This is a genomic window from Pseudomonas sp. Ors-4-3C (assembly GCF_055755035.1).
The window spans coordinates 6,037,901-6,056,707 of sequence record NZ_CM146900.1; the positions used below are offsets into that span (position 1 = coordinate 6,037,901).

Annotated in this window: 13 protein-coding genes and 1 pseudogene; 8 read left to right on the forward strand and 6 right to left on the reverse strand. The window is 60.5% G+C overall.

Going from position 1 to position 18,807, the window contains the following annotated elements; translation table 11 throughout:
* Positions 1-34: 34 nt before the first annotated feature.
* Both ACVHNU_RS27340 and ACVHNU_RS27345 read right to left on the reverse strand, forming a co-directional pair.
* Positions 35-907 (reverse strand): methyl-accepting chemotaxis protein, encoded by an 873-nt coding sequence (locus tag ACVHNU_RS27340; RefSeq protein WP_371917813.1) that lies wholly within the window; start codon positions 905-907, stop codon positions 35-37.
* Positions 908-937: 30 nt separating this feature from the next.
* Positions 938-1,690: pseudogene (locus tag ACVHNU_RS27345) on the reverse strand (MCP four helix bundle domain-containing protein); the annotation flags it as partial.
* A gap of 248 nt (positions 1,691-1,938) precedes the next feature.
* Between ACVHNU_RS27345 and ACVHNU_RS27350 the strand changes: the two are divergent.
* The 3 genes from ACVHNU_RS27350 (at position 1,939) to ACVHNU_RS27360 (ending at position 4,505) form a co-directional block, all read left to right on the forward strand.
* Positions 1,939-2,169, forward strand: a complete 231-nt coding sequence (locus ACVHNU_RS27350; protein ID WP_003220969.1) for a hypothetical protein — start codon at positions 1,939-1,941, stop codon at positions 2,167-2,169.
* Entirely contained in the window at positions 2,166-2,468 is a 303-nt protein-coding gene (locus ACVHNU_RS27355; protein WP_003220971.1) for a cell division protein ZapA, read from the forward strand. Before ACVHNU_RS27350 ends, ACVHNU_RS27355 begins: the two co-directional genes overlap by 4 nt.
* A 99-nt stretch (positions 2,469-2,567) precedes the next feature.
* Entirely contained in the window at positions 2,568-4,505 is a 1,938-nt protein-coding gene (locus ACVHNU_RS27360) for a methyl-accepting chemotaxis protein (protein WP_473018654.1), read from the forward strand.
* A 142-nt stretch (positions 4,506-4,647) separates the two neighbouring features.
* Here the strand turns inward: ACVHNU_RS27360 and ACVHNU_RS27365 are convergent, their stop codons facing one another.
* Both ACVHNU_RS27365 and putA read right to left on the reverse strand, forming a co-directional pair.
* Positions 4,648-6,450, reverse strand: a complete 1,803-nt coding sequence (locus ACVHNU_RS27365) for an acyl-CoA dehydrogenase (RefSeq protein ID WP_473018655.1) — start codon at positions 6,448-6,450, stop codon at positions 4,648-4,650.
* A 260-nt stretch (positions 6,451-6,710) separates the two neighbouring features.
* Positions 6,711-10,664 carry a trifunctional transcriptional regulator/proline dehydrogenase/L-glutamate gamma-semialdehyde dehydrogenase gene (gene putA / locus ACVHNU_RS27370; protein WP_473018656.1) on the reverse strand — a complete coding sequence of 1,318 codons (3,954 nt, stop codon included), beginning with the start codon at positions 10,662-10,664 and terminating at the stop codon, positions 6,711-6,713.
* A gap of 456 nt (positions 10,665-11,120) precedes the next feature.
* Here putA and putP point away from each other — a divergent pair, with 456 nt between their 5' ends.
* The 4 genes from putP to ACVHNU_RS27390 all read left to right on the forward strand — a co-directional run bounded on the left by putP (position 11,121) and on the right by ACVHNU_RS27390 (position 16,313).
* A complete protein-coding gene (gene putP / locus ACVHNU_RS27375; RefSeq protein WP_003220979.1) occupies positions 11,121-12,605 on the forward strand; it encodes a sodium/proline symporter PutP in 1,485 nt (494 codons plus the stop codon).
* A 351-nt stretch (positions 12,606-12,956) separates the two neighbouring features.
* Positions 12,957-14,972, forward strand: coding sequence for a type VI secretion system Vgr family protein (locus ACVHNU_RS27380; protein ID WP_473018657.1), 2,016 nt, complete (start codon positions 12,957-12,959; stop codon positions 14,970-14,972).
* Positions 14,962-15,666, forward strand: coding sequence for a DUF4123 domain-containing protein (locus ACVHNU_RS27385; RefSeq protein WP_473018658.1), 705 nt, complete (start codon positions 14,962-14,964; stop codon positions 15,664-15,666). The genes ACVHNU_RS27380 and ACVHNU_RS27385 overlap by 11 nt, the downstream gene beginning before the upstream one ends.
* 326 nt (positions 15,667-15,992) lie before the next feature.
* Positions 15,993-16,313, forward strand: a complete 321-nt coding sequence (locus ACVHNU_RS27390) for a hypothetical protein (RefSeq protein ID WP_262141294.1) — start codon at positions 15,993-15,995, stop codon at positions 16,311-16,313.
* A 98-nt stretch (positions 16,314-16,411) separates the two neighbouring features.
* On the opposite strand, the gene ACVHNU_RS27395 is transcribed toward ACVHNU_RS27390, so the two are convergent.
* Complete coding sequence (locus ACVHNU_RS27395; RefSeq protein WP_003220987.1) at positions 16,412-16,825, reverse strand: hypothetical protein; 414 nt, start codon at positions 16,823-16,825, stop codon at positions 16,412-16,414.
* A gap of 330 nt (positions 16,826-17,155) precedes the next feature.
* Between ACVHNU_RS27395 and ACVHNU_RS27400 the strand changes: the two genes are divergently transcribed.
* A complete protein-coding gene (locus ACVHNU_RS27400; protein WP_003220988.1) occupies positions 17,156-17,995 on the forward strand; it encodes a 23S rRNA (adenine(2030)-N(6))-methyltransferase RlmJ in 840 nt (279 codons plus the stop codon).
* Between the two features lie 126 nt (positions 17,996-18,121).
* Here ACVHNU_RS27400 and msrA read toward each other — a convergent pair whose 3' ends face one another.
* A complete protein-coding gene (gene msrA, locus ACVHNU_RS27405; protein WP_003220990.1) occupies positions 18,122-18,787 on the reverse strand; it encodes a peptide-methionine (S)-S-oxide reductase MsrA in 666 nt (221 codons plus the stop codon).
* Positions 18,788-18,807: the final 20 nt, after the last annotated feature.

Genomic DNA, 18,807 nt, shown 5'->3' on the forward strand with positions numbered 1-18,807 from the left:
TGGGGTGAGGGGCTTTTGACCTTGATCTGAAAATTTACAGGCTGAAGCGCCCAACCATATTGTTCAGATCCAGCGCCAGGCGCGACAGCTCGTTGCTCGCCGCACTGGTCTGATTCGCGCCGGTGGCCGATTGCACCGAGAGGTCGCGGATGTTCACCAGGTTGCGATCGACTTCGCGGGCCACTTGTGCCTGCTCTTCGGCGGCGCTGGCGATCACCAGGTTGCGCTCGTTGATCTCGACGATCGCGGTGTTGATGGTGTCCAGCGACATCCCGGCACCACGGGCGATGTTTAGCGTCGATTCGGCACGTTCGGTGCTGTTGCGCATCGAGTCCACGGCGTGTTCGGTGCCGCTCTGGATGCTGCCGATCATGCGTTCGATTTCGCTGGTCGACTGCTGGGTGCGATGTGCCAGGGCACGAACCTCGTCCGCCACCACGGCAAAACCACGCCCGGCTTCACCGGCACGCGCCGCTTCAATCGCCGCGTTCAGGGCCAGCAGGTTGGTCTGATCCGCCAGACCACGAATCACATCCAGCACCTTGCCGATGTCGCGGGATTCATTCGCCAGATCGCCGATCAGAGTCGCGGTGCTCTGCACATCGGCGCTCATGCGTTCGATGGCGCTGACGGTTTCCTGTACCAGGTCACGGCCATCGCCGGCCGAGGTGGTGGCGTTCTTCGAGGCTTCCGAAGTGCTCACCGCATTGCGTGCGACTTCTTCCACGGCGCTGGTCATTTCGTTGACAGCGGTGGCGGCCTGTTCGATTTCGTTGTTCTGCTGGGTCAGGCCACGGGCGCTTTCGTCTGTGACGCTGTTCAACTCTTCAGCAGCGGAAGCCAGTTGCGTGGCCGAGCCGGAGATGCGCTGCAAGGTGTCGCGCAACTTCGATTGCATCTTGGCCATGGCGGCCAACAGACGTCCGGCTTCGTCGGTGCCGTCGACGTGGATCGGCTGGGTCAGGTTGCCTTCGGCGATGGTTTCCGCCGCGTCCAGCGCTTTGGAGATCGGCTTGGTGATGCTGACGGTCAGCAGCCAGGCGAACAGGAAAGTCAGACCGGTGGCGATGACCAGCAGGGTGACCACCAGATTGAACGCCGAGGAATACTGGTCGACCGCCTCTTGATTGGTCTGGCTGATCTGCTCGCCGTTGATCTGCATCAGGCGGTTGAGCACGGTGTTCATCGCTTCGGAGTTGTTCAGCAACTCGGTGTTGAGCAGGTTGCGCAACTCGTCCACTTGATTGTTGCGCGACAGGGTTTTCATCCGGTCTTCGATCTGGCGGTACTGGCCCAGCAGCTGCACGTATTGGTCGTAGGCCGCGCGTTCCTGCGGGCCGCTGATCAACGGCTCATAGGCCGATTGGGCGGCGCGGATCTGCTGGTTGCGGGTGTCCAGCAGTTCCATGGTCTTCTGTTGCACGTCCGGCTCGCGGTTGACCAGCAAGCGATACGAGAGCACCCGCAGGCGCAAGGTCAACTGCGTGAACTCGTCGAGGTTCTTGATGCTCGGCACACTGCTGTTGGTGATGTCCTCGGCGGCGCCGCGGATTTTGCTCATCTGGTTCAGGGCGAACACGCCGAGAATCAGCATCAGGCCGCCAATCAGGGCGAAGCCGGTGAACGCCCGGGGGGCGATATTCATGTTGCGAAGGGACATGGCGCGGATACCAAAAAGGGCCGCATCCATGCGGGCTGAGACTGCTGTATGGATGACTTATCGGTCATACGACTAAAGTCTTGAGGCACTGTGCGTATTTGTCGCATATGGGGCTGAGCGACGAAGTGCAGGAACCAGATCGGCAGATCACAGTCTTTTAAACTCGCGAGAACGGTCTGCCGCCAGGAAAATCAAGGCCTTGCGCCGGTATAACCCTGGCATCCGCAGTGACTTTTCTTTATCGTACGCGCCCTTTGAAAAACGCTTGGAAGATCAAAATGTTGGAAGCATCCCTCAGCCAATTGGAACAGCTCGTCAGCGACCTGGTGCAACAGAACCAGACCCTCACGCAAACCAACCAGACCCTGTCCACGGAACTGGCCCAGGCCAAGGATGAAAACGAAAGCCTGCAACTGAGCCTGATGGAACAGGAAGAGAAGCACGGCGCCACCGCAGCGCGCATCCAGGCCCTGGTTGATCGCGTCAACGCAGGTCCTGTCAGCGCATGAACCACGGCACCGCAGGGGTAAAAGTCATCTCCATTCTCGGGGAGGACTATTCGATCAAGGCACCGGCCGGGGAAGAACAGACCCTGCTGGATGCCGCACTGATGCTCAAGGCTGCACTGGCCGACACCAAACGCAAATACCCGACGCTGATCGGTGACCGCTTGCTGGTGCTGGCCGCCATGAACCTGTGCTCGCAGCAGATCGAAATGAAGAAGCAGCATCAGGAAGAACTCGACCGTTACCAAGAGCAAGTCAGCGCCACGGTCGAAACCATCGCCAAGACCATCAATCAGGGCTGATGGGGTTGCGCACAACCAAAGAATAGATTGTCGATCAGGTTGTATACAATCGGCACGGCTGTTGCATTGTTTCGGCCACTTATTCTTTGGGGGTGCTCCATGCAGTTGTGGCGACGCAGTATTCAATGGCAGCTGATTCTCAGCATGGGCACCGCCCTGCTGGTCAGCATCCTGATCGTGGTTGGCATTTATACCCTGGTGGTCAACCGCCTCGCCCAGAGCTATCTGGTCGAACAAGCGCTGCCGTCGAGCATCGAAGCGACGCGCAACGACATCGAACGCATCCTCGTCCAACCGCTGACCGCCGCCAAAGACATCGCCAGCAACAGCATGGTGCGCGACTGGCTGGCCTCGGGTGAAGACAGCAGCAAAACGGCAGCCTTCGCGCAGTATCTGGAAGGCATCCGCGCCGAACATAAAGCTTTCACCGCGTTGATCATCGGCACCGACTCCAACCACTACATCACCGAAAAAGGCCTGGATCGCACCCTCAGCCGGGCCAAACCGGCCGATGCCTGGTTCTATGCCTTCCTCGACAGCAACCAGCCGCGCACTCTGAACATCGATAACGATGGCGCCACCGGAGAATTGGCGCTGTTCATCGACTTGAAGGTCGAGCAGGCCGGCAAAGTGGTCGGCGTCGCGGGGCTGGGTCTGAGCATGAAAGAGCTGTCGGAGCTGATCCACAACTTCAGCTTTGGCGAGCGCGGCAAGGTCTATCTCGTGCGTTCCGACGGTTTGATCCAGGTCCATCCCGAGGCGCAGTTCAGTGGCAAGCGCACCCTCACGGAGCAGATCGGTGCGTCGGCGGCGCAAGCGGTCATGGGTCAAAAAGTTGCCGCTAACAGTTCCTTCCAGCGCGATGGCGAAGACTTCCTCGCCTTCAGCCTGCCGCTGCGCGATCTGGGCTGGACGCTGGTGGCCGAAGTGCCGCAGGCGCAGATCTACGCCGAAGCCCGCAAGGCGATGTGGATGAGCGGCGGCATCGGTCTGGCGGTGGCACTGGTGTGCCTGGCGCTGGTGGTGTGGCTGGCCCAAGGGTTGGTGCGACCGATTCGTCAGGTAACAGCCGCGCTGGTAGCAATCGGTAGCGGCGGTGGAGATTTGACCCATCGGTTAGATTCCAGCCGCGCCGATGAACTGGGCGATCTCGCGCGCGGCTTCAACCGCTTTCTCGACAGCCAGCGCGGGATGATCGGCGAAGTGCTGACCACCAGCGAGCGCCTGCGCACCGCCGTGGGACAAGTAGCGAAAGTCGTCGAGAACACCGCCGAACGCTCCGGCCGTCAGCAGGAAATGACCGACATGGTCGCCACGGCGGTGCACGAGATGGGCCTGACCGTGCAGGAAATCGCGCAGAACGCCGGCAACGCCGCGCTGGCTTCACAAACTGCTCGCGATGAAGCAATGCAGGCGCGGGAAGTGGTCGGTGGCTCGATCCGCCATATCGAAAGCATGTCCGACGAGATTGGCCTGGCGGCCGGCGCGGTGGGTGAGCTGGCGCATCAGGTGGCGTCGATCGACTCGGTGCTGGCGGTGATTCGCGGCGTGTCCGAGCAGACCAACTTGCTGGCGCTCAACGCGGCGATTGAAGCGGCGCGCGCGGGTGATATGGGCCGTGGGTTCGCCGTGGTGGCGGATGAAGTGCGCACCTTGGCGCGCAGAACGCAGGCGTCCACCGACGAGATTCAGCAGATGATCGGCAGCCTCAAACAAGGCGCAGAAAACGCGGTGTCATCGATGCGCACCGGGCAAGCGGCGACCGGCACCGGGGTTGAATCGAGCCAGCGTACCGGCGCGTCGTTGACCGCGATTACCGGGCAGGTCGAGCGTATCAGCGACATGAACCATCAAGTGGCCACGGCCACGGAAGAGCAGTCGGCAGTGACCGAGGAGATCAACCGCAATGTGCAGGGGATTTCCGATCTGGCCCGGGCCACGGCGGGTGAGGTTCGAGCGTGTCGCGAGGATTGTCAGATGTTGCAGAAGCTGGCGGATGATCTGGCGCGGCAGATGGGTGGGTTCAAGCTGAGCTGATGTGTTGTCAGTTCGGGCCTCTTCGCGGGCAAGCCCGCTCCCACAGGTCTTGTGACAGGTCACTTAATATGTGAACGCCACAGGACCCTGTGGGAGCGGGCTTGCCCGCGAAGACGGCATCAGCAGCGACAAAAAATCCGGATCAGAACCACCCATCCTGCATCGCCAGACACGTATCATCCCGCACCTCCAGCAACGCCAGCTCATGCTGGCAACCCGGCACTTCCCATGTCAGGAAGTACCGCGCCGCCTGCAACTTGCCCTTATAGAAGTCGGCATCTGCCGCATTGCCCTTGGCCAAGCCTTCCTCGGCGCGAATCGCCTGTTCCAGCCAGCGCCAGCCAATCACCGTGTGCCCGAATACTTTCAGGTACAGCGCCGAATTCGCCAGGCTGCTGTTGACCTTGCCCTGCGCCAGATCGGTCAGCAGGCCGATGGTCACCGCTTGCAGGCGCACCACGAGTTTCTCAAGTGGCTCACGCAGTGCGGTCAGCGATTCATACGCGGTCGCGCGCTCGGCGGTGTTGGCGATCAGGCGGATCAGTTGCTTGAGCCCGGCTCCGCCGTTCTGCGCCAGTTTGCGCCCGAGCAAGTCCAGCGACTGAATGCCGTGGGTGCCTTCGTGGATCGGGTTCAGGCGGTTGTCGCGGTAATACTGCTCGACCGGGTATTCGCGGGTGTAGCCATGGCCGCCGAGAATCTGGATCGCCAGTTCGTTGGCCTTCAGGCAAAACTCCGACGGCCAGGATTTGACGATCGGCGTCAGCAAGTCCAGCAGCTCATGCGCCTGTTTGCGCTCGGCTTCGTTCTCCAGTGTTGTGGTGTCATCGAACAGCCGTGCCGCGTACAGACCGAGGTCAAAGGCCCCTTCGACGTAGGATTTTTGCGTCAGCAGCATGCGTCTGACGTCCGCGTGCTGAATGATCGCTACCGGTGCGGTGCTCGGATCCTTGCTGTCCGGCACTCGGCCTTGCGGGCGTTCGCGGGCGTATTCCAGCGAGTACAGGTAACCGGCGTAGCCGAGCATCACCGCACCCATGCCAACGCCAATCCGCGCCTCGTTCATCATTTGGAACATGTAGCTCAAGCCATGGTGCGGCTTGCCCACCAGATAGCCGACGCACTCGCCGTTATCGCCGAAGTTCAGCGCGGTGGAAGTGGTGCCGCGCCAGCCCATCTTGTGGAACAACCCAGCCAGCAGCACATCGTTGCGCTGGCCGAGGCTGCCGTCATCGTTGACCAGAAACTTCGGCACGATGAACAGCGAAATCCCCTTCACCCCCGGCGGCGCGTCCGGCAGCTTGGCCAGGACCATGTGTACGATGTTTTCCGACAGCGGGTGATCGCCGCCGGAAATGAAGATCTTGTTGCCCTTGAGCCGATAAGTGCCGTCGGACGCCGGCTCGGCGCGGGTACGAATATCCGACAGCGACGAGCCGGCGTGCGGTTCGGTCAGGGCCATGGTGCCGAAGAAGCGGCCGTCGATCATCGGTTGCAGGAAACGCTGTTTCTGCTCGTCGCTGCCAAAACTTTCGATCAGGTTGGCCGCGCCCATGGTCAGGAACGGGTAGGAAGTAGTCGCCGCGTTCGCTGATTGAAAGTGCGCAAAGCAGGCTTGCGACAGCAGCGTCGGCAGTTGCATGCCGCCGGCTTCGAAGCTTCGCGCGGCATTGAGGAAACCCGCCTCGAGGAACGCGTCCACCGCCGGTTTGACTTCGGGAATCAGAATCGCCTGGCCGTTCTCGTAGCGCGGCTCGTTCTCGTCGCCCTTGCGGTTGTGCGGCGCGAAGTATTTCTCGGCGATGCTGCGCGCGGTGCCGATGGCCGCGTCAAAGGTCTCGCGGTTGTGCTCGGCAAAGCGCTCACGCCGGGTCAGGCCCTCGGCATCGAGGACTTCGTACAGCTCGAAAGCCAGATTGCGGGAACTGAGCAGCGTCTCGGACATGGCGGCCTACCTGAAAATTGGGGTTGGGCCGAGTCTAGGCTTGCTGATAAAGGCTGAACAGGATGATTGATGGCGGTGATGTCAGGGCCGAGCACCGACTTAACAACCTCCCCAAAACAACTGTGGGAGCGGGCTTGCTCGCGAATGCGGTGGATCAGTCACTGGAGATGTCGACTGACACAACGCCTTCGCGAGCAAGCCCGCTCCCACATTGGGATTTGATTGTCAGGCAACCATTGCGGTTGCCTGACTTCTCGGGTTTAACCGATAGTCATCAAGCTCGCATTACCCCCCGCCGCCGCGGTGTTAACGCTCAACGCCCGCTCGATCACCAGACGCTCCAGTGCGATATTGGTCTCGCCCTGGGACAAGCCCTGAACGCCAACGATCGCACCGGCACGTTTGGCAATCTGCTGGCAGACACCACGCAACTGGTCGGAATGGCCGTGATGCAGCACCGCATCAAACACCACTTCATCCTTGTGCCAGTCGGCAACCCGTTTGATCCGCGTCTGAACTTCCTTCGGCAGGCGTGCGAACAGGGCCTTGCTGATGTCGGACTCCGGCCATACCGCCGAACCGCCGACAGCCAATACCGCCGCCAGTTGGGTCAGCAGATCGCCTTCGACGTCCGCCAGGCATAGCACGTGTTCACGCGGCAGGATCGCGTAGCTGTTCTTCTCGCCGGTCGGGCCGGCCAGCACGCGGGTGATGCCGCTTTGCGATTGCGCGGCGTACTGCACGCACAGGGTGCTCAGTTCGGCGTACTGGTTGCTCTCGGCCCAGGCCTTGAAGGCGTTCAGCGGTTTGCTCATGGCATCACGCAGACGCACGTCCGGGGCGACGGCTGCATCACCGCGAGCGAAGGATTGTTCGATCGCGTCAGTAGGACGGGTCGACAGCAAGCGGTACAAGTACAGCGGACCACCGGCTTTCGGGCCAGTCCCCGACAGGCCTTCGCCGCCGAATGGTTGCACGCCGACCACGGCACCGACGATGTTGCGGTTGACGTAGACGTTACCGGCGTTGACGTTGTCGATCACCTTGGCGATGGTCTCGTCGATGCGGGTGTGTACGCCGAGGGTCAGGCCATAACCGGACGCATTGATCTGGCCGATCAACTGGTCGATGTCCTTGCGCTTGTAGCGCACCACGTGCAGCACCGGTCCGAAGATCTCCCGTTGCAGCTCGTCGAAGCTTTCCAGTTCGATCAGGGTCGGCATGACGAAGGTGCCGCGTTTGACTTCTTCGCTGTCGGCGATAGCCACCTGGTACACGCTGCGACCTTTGTCGCGCATGGCCTGGATGTGCTTGTCGATACCGGCCTTGGCTTCGGCGTCGATCACCGGGCCAATGTCCACGGACAGACGCTCAGGGTTGCCGAGACGGCTTTCCGCCATCGCGCCTTTGAGCATTTCGATGACGCGGTCTGCGGAATCTTCCTGCAAGCACAGTACGCGCAGTGCCGAGCAACGCTGACCGGCGCTGTCGAAGGCCGAGGACACCACGTCGATCACCACTTGTTCGGTCAGTGCCGAGGAGTCGACGATCATCGCGTTCTGTCCGCCGGTTTCGGCGATCAGCGGAATCGGACGGCCCTGGCTGTCGAGGCGACCCGCGATGTTGCGTTGCAGCAGACGCGCAACTTCGGTGGAGCCGGTGAACATCACGCCTTTGACGCGCTCATCACCGACCAGACCGGCACCAACGGTTTCACCGCGACCCGGCAGCAGTTGCAGCACGCCTTCGGGAATCCCGGCTTCCAGCAGCAGGCGCACGGCTTGCGCGGCGACCAGCGGAGTCTGCTCTGCCGGTTTGGCCAGGACCGGGTTACCTGCGGCCAGTGCGGCAGCGACCTGACCACTGAAGATGGCCAGCGGGAAGTTCCACGGGCTGATGCACACCACCGGGCCCAGTGGGCGGTGGGCGTCATTGCTGAAATCGTTGCGCGCCTGCACTGCGTAGTAACGCAGGAAGTCGACCGCTTCACGCACTTCAGCAATGGCGTTGGCGAAGGTCTTGCCGGCTTCACGGGCCAGCAGGCCCATCAGTGGCTGGATCTCGCCTTCCATCAGATCAGCGGCACGCTCCAGAATCGCCGCGCGCTCGGCCGGCGGGGTGGCCTGCCAGATCGGTGCGGCGTTAAGGGCGCACTGGATCGCGTTGTTGACATCTTCGACGGTGGCTTCCTGCACGTGACCGACCACATCGCGGTGATCTGCCGGGTTCAGCACCGGTGCCGGCGCTTCGTTGCTGGAAGCGCAACCGAGCATCGGCGCGGCTTTCCAGTCGTTGTGCGCGGTGGCGAGCAGGGCGCAGGACAGCGAGGCCAGACGATGTTCGTTGGCCATGTCGATGCCGCTGGAGTTGGCGCGCTCGGAGCCATACAGGTCACGCGGCAGCGGAATGCGTGGGTGCGGCAGGCCGAAACCACCTTCCACGGTCGCCATCTGCTCGATCTGGGCCACCGGATCGGCCACCAGTTCCTGAATCGAAATCGACTGGTCGGCGATGCGGTTGACGAACGAAGTGTTGGCGCCGTTTTCCAGCAGACGACGTACCAGGTACGCCAGCAGGGTTTCGTGAGTACCGACCGGTGCGTACACGCGGCACGGACGGTTCAGCTTGCCTTCGGACACTTTGCCGACAACCTGCTCGTAAAGCGGTTCGCCCATGCCGTGCAGGCACTGGAATTCGTACTGGCCCGGGTAATAGTTCTGACCTGCAATGTGATAAATCGCCGACAGGGTGTGGGCGTTGTGCGTGGCGAACTGCGGGTAGATGACTTCCGGCACCGCCAGCAGTTTGCGGGCGCAGGCAATGTAGGAAACGTCGGTGTACACCTTGCGGGTGTAGACCGGATAGCCTTCCAGGCCTTCGACCTGGGCGCGCTTGATTTCGCTGTCCCAGTACGCGCCTTTCACCAGACGGATCATCAGGCGATGACGGCTGCGGCGGGCCAGATCGATCACGTAGTCGATCACGTACGGGCAACGCTTCTGATAAGCCTGAATCACGAAACCGATGCCGTTCCAGCCGGTCAGTTGCGGCTCGAAGCACAGGCGCTCGAGCAGATCCAGCGACAGCTCCAGGCGGTCGGCTTCTTCGGCGTCGATGTTCAGACCGATATCGTATTGCTTGGCCAGCAGAGTCAGCGACAGCAGGCGCGGGTACAGCTCATCCATCACGCGCTCGTACTGTGCACGGCTGTAACGCGGGTGCAGGGCCGAGAGCTTGATGGAAATGCCCGGGCCTTCATAAATCCCACGACCGTGGGAGGCTTTGCCGATCGAGTGGATGGCTTGTTCGTACGACGCCAGGTACTTCTGCGCGTCGTGTTCGGTCAGCGCCGCTTCACCGAGCATGTCGTAGGAATAACGGAAGCCCTTGGCTTCGAACTTGCTCGCGTTGGCCAGTGCTTCGGCGATGGTTTCGCCGGTGACGAACTGCTCGCCCATCAGGCGCATGGCCATGTCGACGCCCTTGCGGATCATCGGCTCGCCGCTCTTGCCGATGATCCGGCTCAGCGACGAAGTCAGGCCGGCTTCGTTGTGCGTGGAAACAAGCTTGCCGGTCAGCAGCAGACCCCAGGTCGCGGCGTTGACGAACAACGACGGGCTGTTGCCCAGGTGCGGCTGCCAGTTGCCGGTGCTGATCTTGTCGCGGATCAGTGCATCGCGAGTGCCCTTGTCCGGGATGCGCAGCAGCGCTTCGGCCAGGCACATCAGGGCCACGCCTTCCTGGGACGACAAGGAAAACTCCTGCAGCAGGCCCTGAACAATGCCTGCACGACCGCCGGCACTTTTCTGGTTACGCAGTTTTTCCGCAATCGACGCGGCGAGTTTGTTGGTGGCTTCGGCCATCGGTGCCGGCAGGCGCGCCTGCTCGATCAGCATTGGCACCACTTCCGGCTCCGGGCGACGGTAAGCGGCGGTGATCGAAGCGCGCAGTACCGATTGCGGCAGGATGCTTTCAGCGAATTCGAGGAAGCACTGGTGGGCGTGATCGTTCTGGACTTCACCGGCGTCGTCGGCGTCCTTGGTGGTCAAACCGTTCAGCTCGGTCAGGGTTGCACCACCCTCGAGTTTTTCCAGGTAATTGAAAATTGCCTGCTTGATCAGCCAGTGCGGGGTGCGATCAATCGAGGTTGCGGCAGCCTTCAGGCGCTCGCGGGTCGGGTCATCGAGTTTGACCCCAAGGGTGGTGGTAGCCATATTTTTATCCTCATGGTTGCCACAGTTGCGTGGCATCAGCTGGCGGCAAGATTAGCCGTGCGCCGGAGGAGGTGCAACCCGGTGCAACCCTTTTTTGTCGGAATAATCGGCAGCTCATCAGGAATTTATTTCCGCTATGAAAATGCTGCTCTGGCATGGTGCTTTTGCTTCTAGCCAAGCGTCATGACTGCGCTAAAAGTAAGCAAAAACTCCGGTTTCGCCGCCAAATCTCACTAGGTGCAACTAATTCTCAAGAAACTGGTTGCACCTTTTTTGCTTTGTTGCATAGCATTCGCGCCCAAGGTGCAACCGGGAATACCCGGTGCATCGGCTGGTGGCTTTCCTGGGGAAACATCAGTCCTAAATGCGCGGGATCCCGTTTCGTCTGCCAAACGTCGTCGTTTGTGGACGATCAATCACCGCTGCAACATAAAAACAAAGCCAGGGCGTAACTTAATGAGCGTAAGCAATCCAACACTGATCACCTTCGTGATCTACATCGCAGCAATGGTGCTGATCGGCTTCATGGCCTATCGCTCCACCAACAACCTCTCTGACTACATTCTTGGCGGCCGCAGCCTGGGCAGCGTCGTGACGGCTCTGTCCGCCGGTGCTTCCGACATGAGCGGCTGGTTGCTGATGGGCCTGCCGGGTGCCATCTACATGTCCGGTCTGTCGGAAAGCTGGATCGCCATCGGCCTGATCGTCGGCGCCTACCTGAACTGGCTGTTTGTCGCCGGCCGTCTGCGCGTGCAGACCGAGCACAACGGCGATGCCCTGACCCTGCCGGACTACTTCTCCAGCCGTTTCGAAGACAAAAGCGGTCTGCTGCGCATCATCTCGGCGATCGTGATTCTGGTGTTCTTCACCATTTACTGCGCATCCGGCATCGTGGCCGGCGCCCGTCTGTTCGAAAGCACCTTCGGCATGTCCTACGAGACGGCGCTGTGGGCCGGTGCTGCGGCGACGATTGCCTACACCTTCGTCGGCGGTTTCCTCGCGGTGAGCTGGACCGATACCGTACAAGCCACGTTGATGATTTTCGCGCTGCTGCTGACGCCGATCATCGTGCTGCTGGCCACCGGCGGCGTCGATACCACGTTCCTGGCCATCGAAGCCCAGGATCCAAGCAACTTCGACATGCTCAAGGGCACCACCTTCATCGGCATCATCTCGCTGATGGGCTGGGGTCTGGGTTACTTCGGTCAGCCGCACATCCTTGCGCGTTTCATGGCGGCTGACTCGGTGAAGTCGATTGCCAACGCCCGTCGCATCTCCATGACCTGGATGATCCTGTGCCTGGGCGGCACCGTCGCCGTGGGCTTCTTCGGCATCGCCTACTTCTCGGCGCACCCGGAAGTGGCCGGTCCCGTGACCGAGAACCACGAGCGGGTGTTCATCGAACTGGCGAAAATCCTCTTCAACCCGTGGGTTGCCGGTGTTTTGCTGTCGGCGATTCTTGCGGCTGTGATGAGCACCTTGAGCTGCCAGCTGCTGGTGTGCTCGAGCGCCCTCACCGAAGACTTCTACAAAACCTTCCTGCGCAAATCCGCTTCCCAGGTTGAACTGGTCTGGGTCGGCCGCGCGATGGTGTTGCTGGTGGCGCTGATTGCTATCGCCATGGCCGCCAACCCGGAAAACCGCGTGCTGGGCCTGGTGTCCTACGCCTGGGCCGGTTTCGGTGCCGCGTTCGGTCCAGTGGTGCTGATCTCGGTGATCTGGAAAGACATGACCCGCAACGGCGCGCTGGCCGGCATTCTGGTCGGCGCCATCACCGTGGTGGTGTGGAAGCATTTCGAGGTGATGGGGCTGTACGAAATCATCCCGGGCTTCATCTTCGCCAGTCTGGCGATCTACATCGTCAGCAAGCTCGGCGCGCCGACCGCTGGCATGGTGCAGCGCTTCCAGGCCGCGGAAAAGGATTTCCACCTGAACAAGTGATGCACTGAGCTGCGGCTCACAGGAAAACGGCCCGCTTCCTACAAGGAGGCGGGCCGTTTTTTTTTGCCTGCAATCCTGACTCAGCATAGATCCCCTGTGGGAGCGGGCTTGCTCGCGAATGCGGTGTGTCGAATGAAATCAATGTCGACTGACACGGCCCTTTCGCGAGCAAGCCCGCTCCCACAGTTGTTCGGTGGTGATTTTGAGAGGGTTGTCTGTAGTCGGATACACCGATTTGCGAAGGCTTTTTCGCCAGAAAAAGTAGGGCAAATCTGATTTTCCCGTCACCCAACCAACACCCCTTGCCCCTCATGCAGAATCGCCCGCCCTCATTCTGCAGAGAGACATCGGATGTTCGCGCCTGCCAATCAACCGCGTTTTACGTTGACCCTCGAAGGCGCCCAGCATGACCTCAAAGTCCTTGAGTTCACGGGCAAGGAAGCCATCAGCCAACCCTTTCGTTTCGAGCTGGAGCTGGTCAGTGAGCGCCCCGATCTGGATCTCGAAAGTCTGCTGCACTGTCAGGCGTTTCTTGGCTTCGATGCCGATGGCAGTGGCATTCACGGTCAGATTTATCGGGTCGGGCAGGGCGATTCCGGGAAACGTCTGACGCGCTATCACCTGAGCCTGGTGCCGCGTCTGACCTACCTCGGTCACCGCATCAACCAGCGGATTTTTCAGCATCAGACGGTTCCGCAGATCGTCGCGCAGATCCTCAAGGATCACGCAATCCTGCGCGATGCCTTCGAGTTCCGCCTCGGCAGCGATTACCCGGTGCGTGAATATTGTGTGCAGTACGCCGAGAGCGATCTGGCGTTCATTCAGCGGCTGTGTGCCGAGGTCGGTATTCATTACCACTTTCAGCACAGCCCGGATGGACATGTGCTGGTGTTCGGCGACGATCAAACGGTGTTCCCGCGCCTGGCCGAGCCGACGCTGTACCTGCCGGGAAGCGGCATGTCCGCCGGCGCGCCGGCCATCCAGCGCTTCAATGTTAGGGTGGAAACCCGCACCAGCGTGGTCACCCGGCGCGACTACAACTTCGAAAAGCCGCGACTGCAACTGCAAAGCCGCAGCGACAGTGAGCAGCGCCCGGTGCTCGAGGACTATCACTTTCCCGGCCAATTCAACGATCGAGAAACCGGCAGGCAACTGGCGCAACGTACGCTGGAAAGGCATGTCGCCGACTACCGTCAGGCTGAGGGCATCAGCGACGTATCCGCACTGGTTTGCGGACATTTCCTGCAACTGAGCGAGCATCCGCGCCAGGACTGGAATGACCTGTGGCTGCTCACCGCCATCGAGCACCATGGCCGACAGCCGCAAGTGCTGGAGGAATCGGTGACCAGCGATGGGGAAACATTCCAGGGTTACCGTAATACCTTTCTTGCCACGCCGTGGGAGGTGTTCTTTCGCCCGGCGTTGGGGCCGGAAAAGCCGCGCATGCACGGCTATCAACCGGCCGTGGTCACCGGGCCGCAAGACACGGAAATCCACTGCGACGAGTACGGCCGGGTCAAGGTGCAACTGGCCTGGGATCGTGATGGCGAGCTCAACGAACATTCCAGTTGCTGGCTGCGCGTCGCCACGGGTTGGGCGCATGACCATTACGGCAGCGTGCTGATCCCAAGGGTCGGCATGGAAGTGCTGGTCGGTTTCATCGACGCTGATGCCGACAAACCGTTGGTGATGGGTTGCCTGCCAAACGCGGCAACTCCGCTGCCGCTGGACTTGCCCGCCGACCAGACCCGCAGCATCTTCCGCAGCCAGAGCAGCCCCGGTGGCGGCGGTTACAACGAGCTGCGCATCGAGGACAAAAAGGGCGCCGAAGAAATCTACCTGCGCGCCCAGCGCAACTGGACTCAGCATGTACTGCACGACCAACAGGTTCAGGTCGACAACCAGCGCAGCATCGTCGTCACCGGACTTGCCAGCCATGAACTCAAGGCTGACGAGCAGCGCATTACCCACGGTCAGCGCCAGACCGAAGTGAAACAGGATGATCACCTGACGGTGGTCGGTGATCGGCATATTCGCGTGAGCAATCAGGCCACCAGTGCCAGCGGACAAGTCCACCTCAGTGCCGGCCAGCAAGTGGTGATCGACGGCGGCGCGAGCGCGACGATTCAGGCCGGCGGGCAGTGGATCAGCATCGGCCCCGGCGGGATTTTCAGTAGCGTGCCAATTGTTGTGGGTGGGGCGCCAATGGCGGCGATGAGTGCAGCGCCGGGAGTGCCGGGATTGCCGGCAAAACTCGCAGCCGCACCAGCGGCCATGCTCACTGCTGCGCAAATCATGAGCTTTAAAGGTGATGCACCATTCTGCGAAGAGTGCGAGCGCTGCAAGGACGGTGCCTGTGCTGCCTGAGTGCCTCACGCCTTCAGAGTGGCTGGCGCGTGAACCGCTGAAATCTTCGGAACAACTGTTCGCGGTCTTGAGTAATGCCAGCGACGCCAGGCCTCCGTTGGTTGCACCGAGCCCGATCTGGGCTGACACGATCTACGCCGAGTGGGACGCGGTGATGCCCTTCGTGGGAATTGTCGCGGCGGACAGTGAGTTTCTCGATTGGGTGGCCTCTACCGAATCTCGCGATTGGGGTTGGCTGGCGGTGTCTTCCGCGAGCCTGGAAGTGCTGGTCGAGCATTTTTGCAGCCTGACTCAGGTGCTGATGCCGGACGGCAAAGCGGTGTTTTTTCGCTTCTGGGATGGGCGGTTTTTGTTGCCGATCCTGCAGTCCGATGAAGTGCAATCGGCGCAGTTGATGCCAGTGATCTCGCGCGGCTTGATCAATGGACAGGCCGTGGATATCGGGGGCAGGGCGCAGGTTTCAGGGCGGGTGTTTCCCTGGTGGAAAGTGCCTGAGTCAGTGCTGGCTTTAGCAGGGAATGCAGTACGGATCGGCAATGCGCTGCAGTGGCTGAGCGAGGAGCATCCGGCGCTGCATGAGGCGTTTCCCGAGGCTGTGTTGCGCTGCAAGGTTCGGCAGTTTTTTCAGGTTTCAGCGTCGGAAGAATCGTCGCAATCGGCGTTATTGGCGTATTTGCAAGACGAAGCAGAGTGAAATTTCTGGGCGAAGGCTTCGGAAATTTCCCGCGAGTTGCGGCGGATTTCATGAACTGGTGGGCGTTGGGTAGCAGGGATAGTCTTTTCGTTGTCACCGCGAGAGTGGTGACAGGGTGTAGGAACCCGTTACCTATGGTGCATCAGCGCTGTTGATTTAATTGCGACATGTAACTTGTGCCAGCAATATCTTTAGCGGCGGCTGTGTGCGGGGCACGCTTTGGCGTGGCCGAATTCCATGGGTCGGTTCCTACTCCCGCGCACAGCTGCCACCCGATCCCGTAGGAAGGAGCGAGGCAGTTCATTTTCACATCCATGGTAGAAAATATGACGATGCTTAAACCCGACCCACCCTACGAAAAAATCATCCCCCATCCCGACAACCGCTTCATGGCCCTGACCGGCAACTGCAGCGACATGCCCACCCTGTTCGTCGATACCCAAGTCCCCCTCGACATCCTAATGGACGCGGCCAACCACCGCATCCGCGCCGTGATTCAAGTGCTGGAAAACATGTGCATGCGCGGCTCGGTCGAATGCGACTCGATCATCCTCAGCGACTTCGCCATGCTCTGCGCCATTCCACTGCGTGACGGTTGCGATGTGCTGGATGTCATCGGCAAACGCTTGAGCGCGATGCCGGCCTGAAAAAAGAGCAAAAGATCGCAGCCTTCGGCAGCTCCTACAGGGGGGGGACGCCAATCCTGTGTAGGAGCTGCCGAAGGCTGCGATCTTTGGACTTTGGCTCAATCAGCGATATACGCATCCTGAGTTTTGATAAAGCGGTCGAATGCCTCGGAGTTGTAGACCTTCATGCACCCAAAAAACACTACTTTTTCATTCGAGTATTTACTGTTTGAAGGTTTCTGCTCGTAAGCCGCCAACACGTAGTTTCGGGTTTCTTTGTAGGGATCGTGCAGCACCTGGAGCGTGTCTTCATTTTGCAAAATGGTATGCATGCCTTTGCCCATGAACGAATAGGCATTGGCGGACAGTGCGATGTCTTTTTCCAGCGCGGAGCGTTCGTTGAATGGCTTCAGAATGCAGTGGCTCAGTCCGTAGTTTTTTAGTGACTGGCGTGCCTGTTCAATGTGAGTTTCGTCGGCAAGGGCGAGGTATGGGCTAAGCAGGCTGAATAAGCAGATGATCAGATATTGCATGAGTTTTTGACTTCCTGTCGTTCATGGTTCGCCAGTTTAACGCCATAAAAGCAAAGCCCCTCACCCTAGCCCTCTCCCAGAGGGAGAGGGGACTGACCGAGTTGTCTGAGTGATGTACGCCGACCTGCGCCTTCGGTGGTGAACGTCAGTTGGCCAAGCCTGAGATCACGCTGATCATTCAGGTCGATGTAACTCGCAAGATCACCACCGTCAGTCCCCTCTCCCTCCGGGAGAGGGTTAGGGTGAGGGCCGGCTTTTGTCCGCTCGGCCGCCAACCCCTGACTTGCCGCCCGGTAAAAGGTAAACTTCACGGCCCTCGCAGGAGCAGCCATGAATTATCGTCACGCCTTCCATGCCGGCAATCACGCCGATGTGTTCAAACACCTGACCTTGACCCGCCTCATCGCGCTGATGTCGCGCAAGGAGCAGCCGTTTGCCTATCTCGATACGCACGCCGGCATCGGTCTGTATGACCTGCAGGGTGATCAGGCCAACCGTACCGGCGAGTACCTGGAAGGCATCGCGCGTTTGTGGGATCAGCCGGATCTGCCGGCGCTGACCGCCGACTACATGAAGGTGCTGCACGAGATGAACCCGGATGGCCAGTTGCGCTACTACCCGGGTTCGCCGGAGCTGGCGCGGCGTCTGACCCGGCCGCAGGATCGGGTGATGCTCAACGAGAAACACCCGGAAGATGGCGTGCAGCTCAAAGAGAACATGGCCGGCGACCGTCGGGTCAAGGTGCATCTGGGCGAGGGCTGGCATGTGGCGCGGGCGATGTTGCCGGTGCAGGAGAAGCGTGCGGTGATGTTGATTGATCCGCCGTTCGAGCAGCTCGACGAGATGCAAAAGTGTGCGGCGTCGCTGAAAGAAGCGATTGGCCGGATGCGCCAAACCGTGGCGGCGATCTGGTATCCGGTGAAGGATCAGCGTGCGTTGCGCCGTTTTTATCAGGATCTGGCCGGTACCGGCGCGCCGAAGTTGCTGCGCGTGGAACTGCTGGTGCACCCGCTGGATACGCCGAACAGCCTCAACGGCTCGGGGATGGCGATTGCCAATCCGCCGTGGGGGCTGGAGGAAGAATTGCGTGAGCTGTTGCCGTGGTTGTCGAAGAAGCTTGGGCAGACCCAGGGCGGGTGGCAGATGGATTGGTTGATCGCCGAGAGCTGATCAACGGCAAGAGCAAAAGATCGCAGCCTTCGGCAGCTCCTACAGGATTCAGTGTCGTCCACTTATGTGCGGACAATCACGGACCTGTAGGAGCTGCCGAAGGCTGCGATCTTTTGCTTTAAGGGTTTAGTTACCCGCCAGGCTCGGTGGCATGCACACGCCGGTGCCGCCAATCCCGCAGTAGCCTTCAGGGTTCTTCGCCAGATACTGCTGGTGATACGCCTCAGCGAAGTACACGGTCGGCGCCTGCTCGATCTCGGTGCTGATTTCGCCCAGGCCAGCCTTCGACAGTTCAGCCTGATACACCGCTTTGCTCTTCAGCGCCGCATCCAGTTGCTCAGGCGAAGTGGCGTAGATCACCGAGCGGTATTGGGTGCCGATGTCGTTGCCCTGACGCATGCCCTGCGTCGGGTTATGCAGTTCCCAGAACATCGCCAGCAGCTCTTCGTAGCTGACTTTGGCCTTGTCATACACCACCAGCACCACTTCGGCGTGGCCGGTCAGGCCCGAGCAGACTTCTTCGTAGGTCGGGTTCGGCGTGTAGCCGCCGGCGTAGCCAACCACGGTGCTGACCACGCCTTCGCGCTGCCAGAAACGGCGTTCCGCCCCCCAGAAGCAACCCAGACCGAAGATCGCAAAGTCGACGTCCTGAAAGAATGGACCGAGCAAGGGAGTTTCTTCGAAGACGAAATGCTTTTCAGGCAGGGTCATCGCGGTTTCGCGGCCGGGCAGCGCTTGTTCTTTGGTCGGTAGCACGTTTTTGTTCACCAGAATTTCCGAGCGCAGAACCATGATCGTTCCTCTCAGTCAGG

Excerpts from the sequence above, each read along its gene's own strand:
- ACVHNU_RS27340 (WP_371917813.1), bottom strand. The coding sequence starts at position 907 with ATGGCCAAGATGCAATCGAAGTTGCGCGACACCTTGCAGCGCATCTCC.
- ACVHNU_RS27350 (WP_003220969.1), top strand. The coding sequence starts at position 1,939 with ATGTTGGAAGCATCCCTCAGCCAATTGGAACAGCTCGTCAGCGACCTG.
- ACVHNU_RS27355 (WP_003220971.1), top strand. The coding sequence starts at position 2,166 with ATGAACCACGGCACCGCAGGGGTAAAAGTCATCTCCATTCTCGGGGAG.
- ACVHNU_RS27360 (WP_473018654.1), top strand. The coding sequence starts at position 2,568 with ATGCAGTTGTGGCGACGCAGTATTCAATGGCAGCTGATTCTCAGCATG.
- ACVHNU_RS27365 (WP_473018655.1), bottom strand. The coding sequence starts at position 6,450 with ATGTCCGAGACGCTGCTCAGTTCCCGCAATCTGGCTTTCGAGCTGTAC.
- putA (WP_473018656.1), bottom strand. The coding sequence starts at position 10,664 with ATGGCTACCACCACCCTTGGGGTCAAACTCGATGACCCGACCCGCGAG.
- putP (WP_003220979.1), top strand. The coding sequence starts at position 11,121 with ATGAGCGTAAGCAATCCAACACTGATCACCTTCGTGATCTACATCGCA.
- ACVHNU_RS27380 (WP_473018657.1), top strand. The coding sequence starts at position 12,957 with ATGTTCGCGCCTGCCAATCAACCGCGTTTTACGTTGACCCTCGAAGGC.
- ACVHNU_RS27390 (WP_262141294.1), top strand. The coding sequence starts at position 15,993 with ATGACGATGCTTAAACCCGACCCACCCTACGAAAAAATCATCCCCCAT.
- ACVHNU_RS27395 (WP_003220987.1), bottom strand. The coding sequence starts at position 16,825 with ATGCAATATCTGATCATCTGCTTATTCAGCCTGCTTAGCCCATACCTC.
- ACVHNU_RS27400 (WP_003220988.1), top strand. The coding sequence starts at position 17,156 with ATGAATTATCGTCACGCCTTCCATGCCGGCAATCACGCCGATGTGTTC.
- msrA (WP_003220990.1), bottom strand. The coding sequence starts at position 18,787 with ATGGTTCTGCGCTCGGAAATTCTGGTGAACAAAAACGTGCTACCGACC.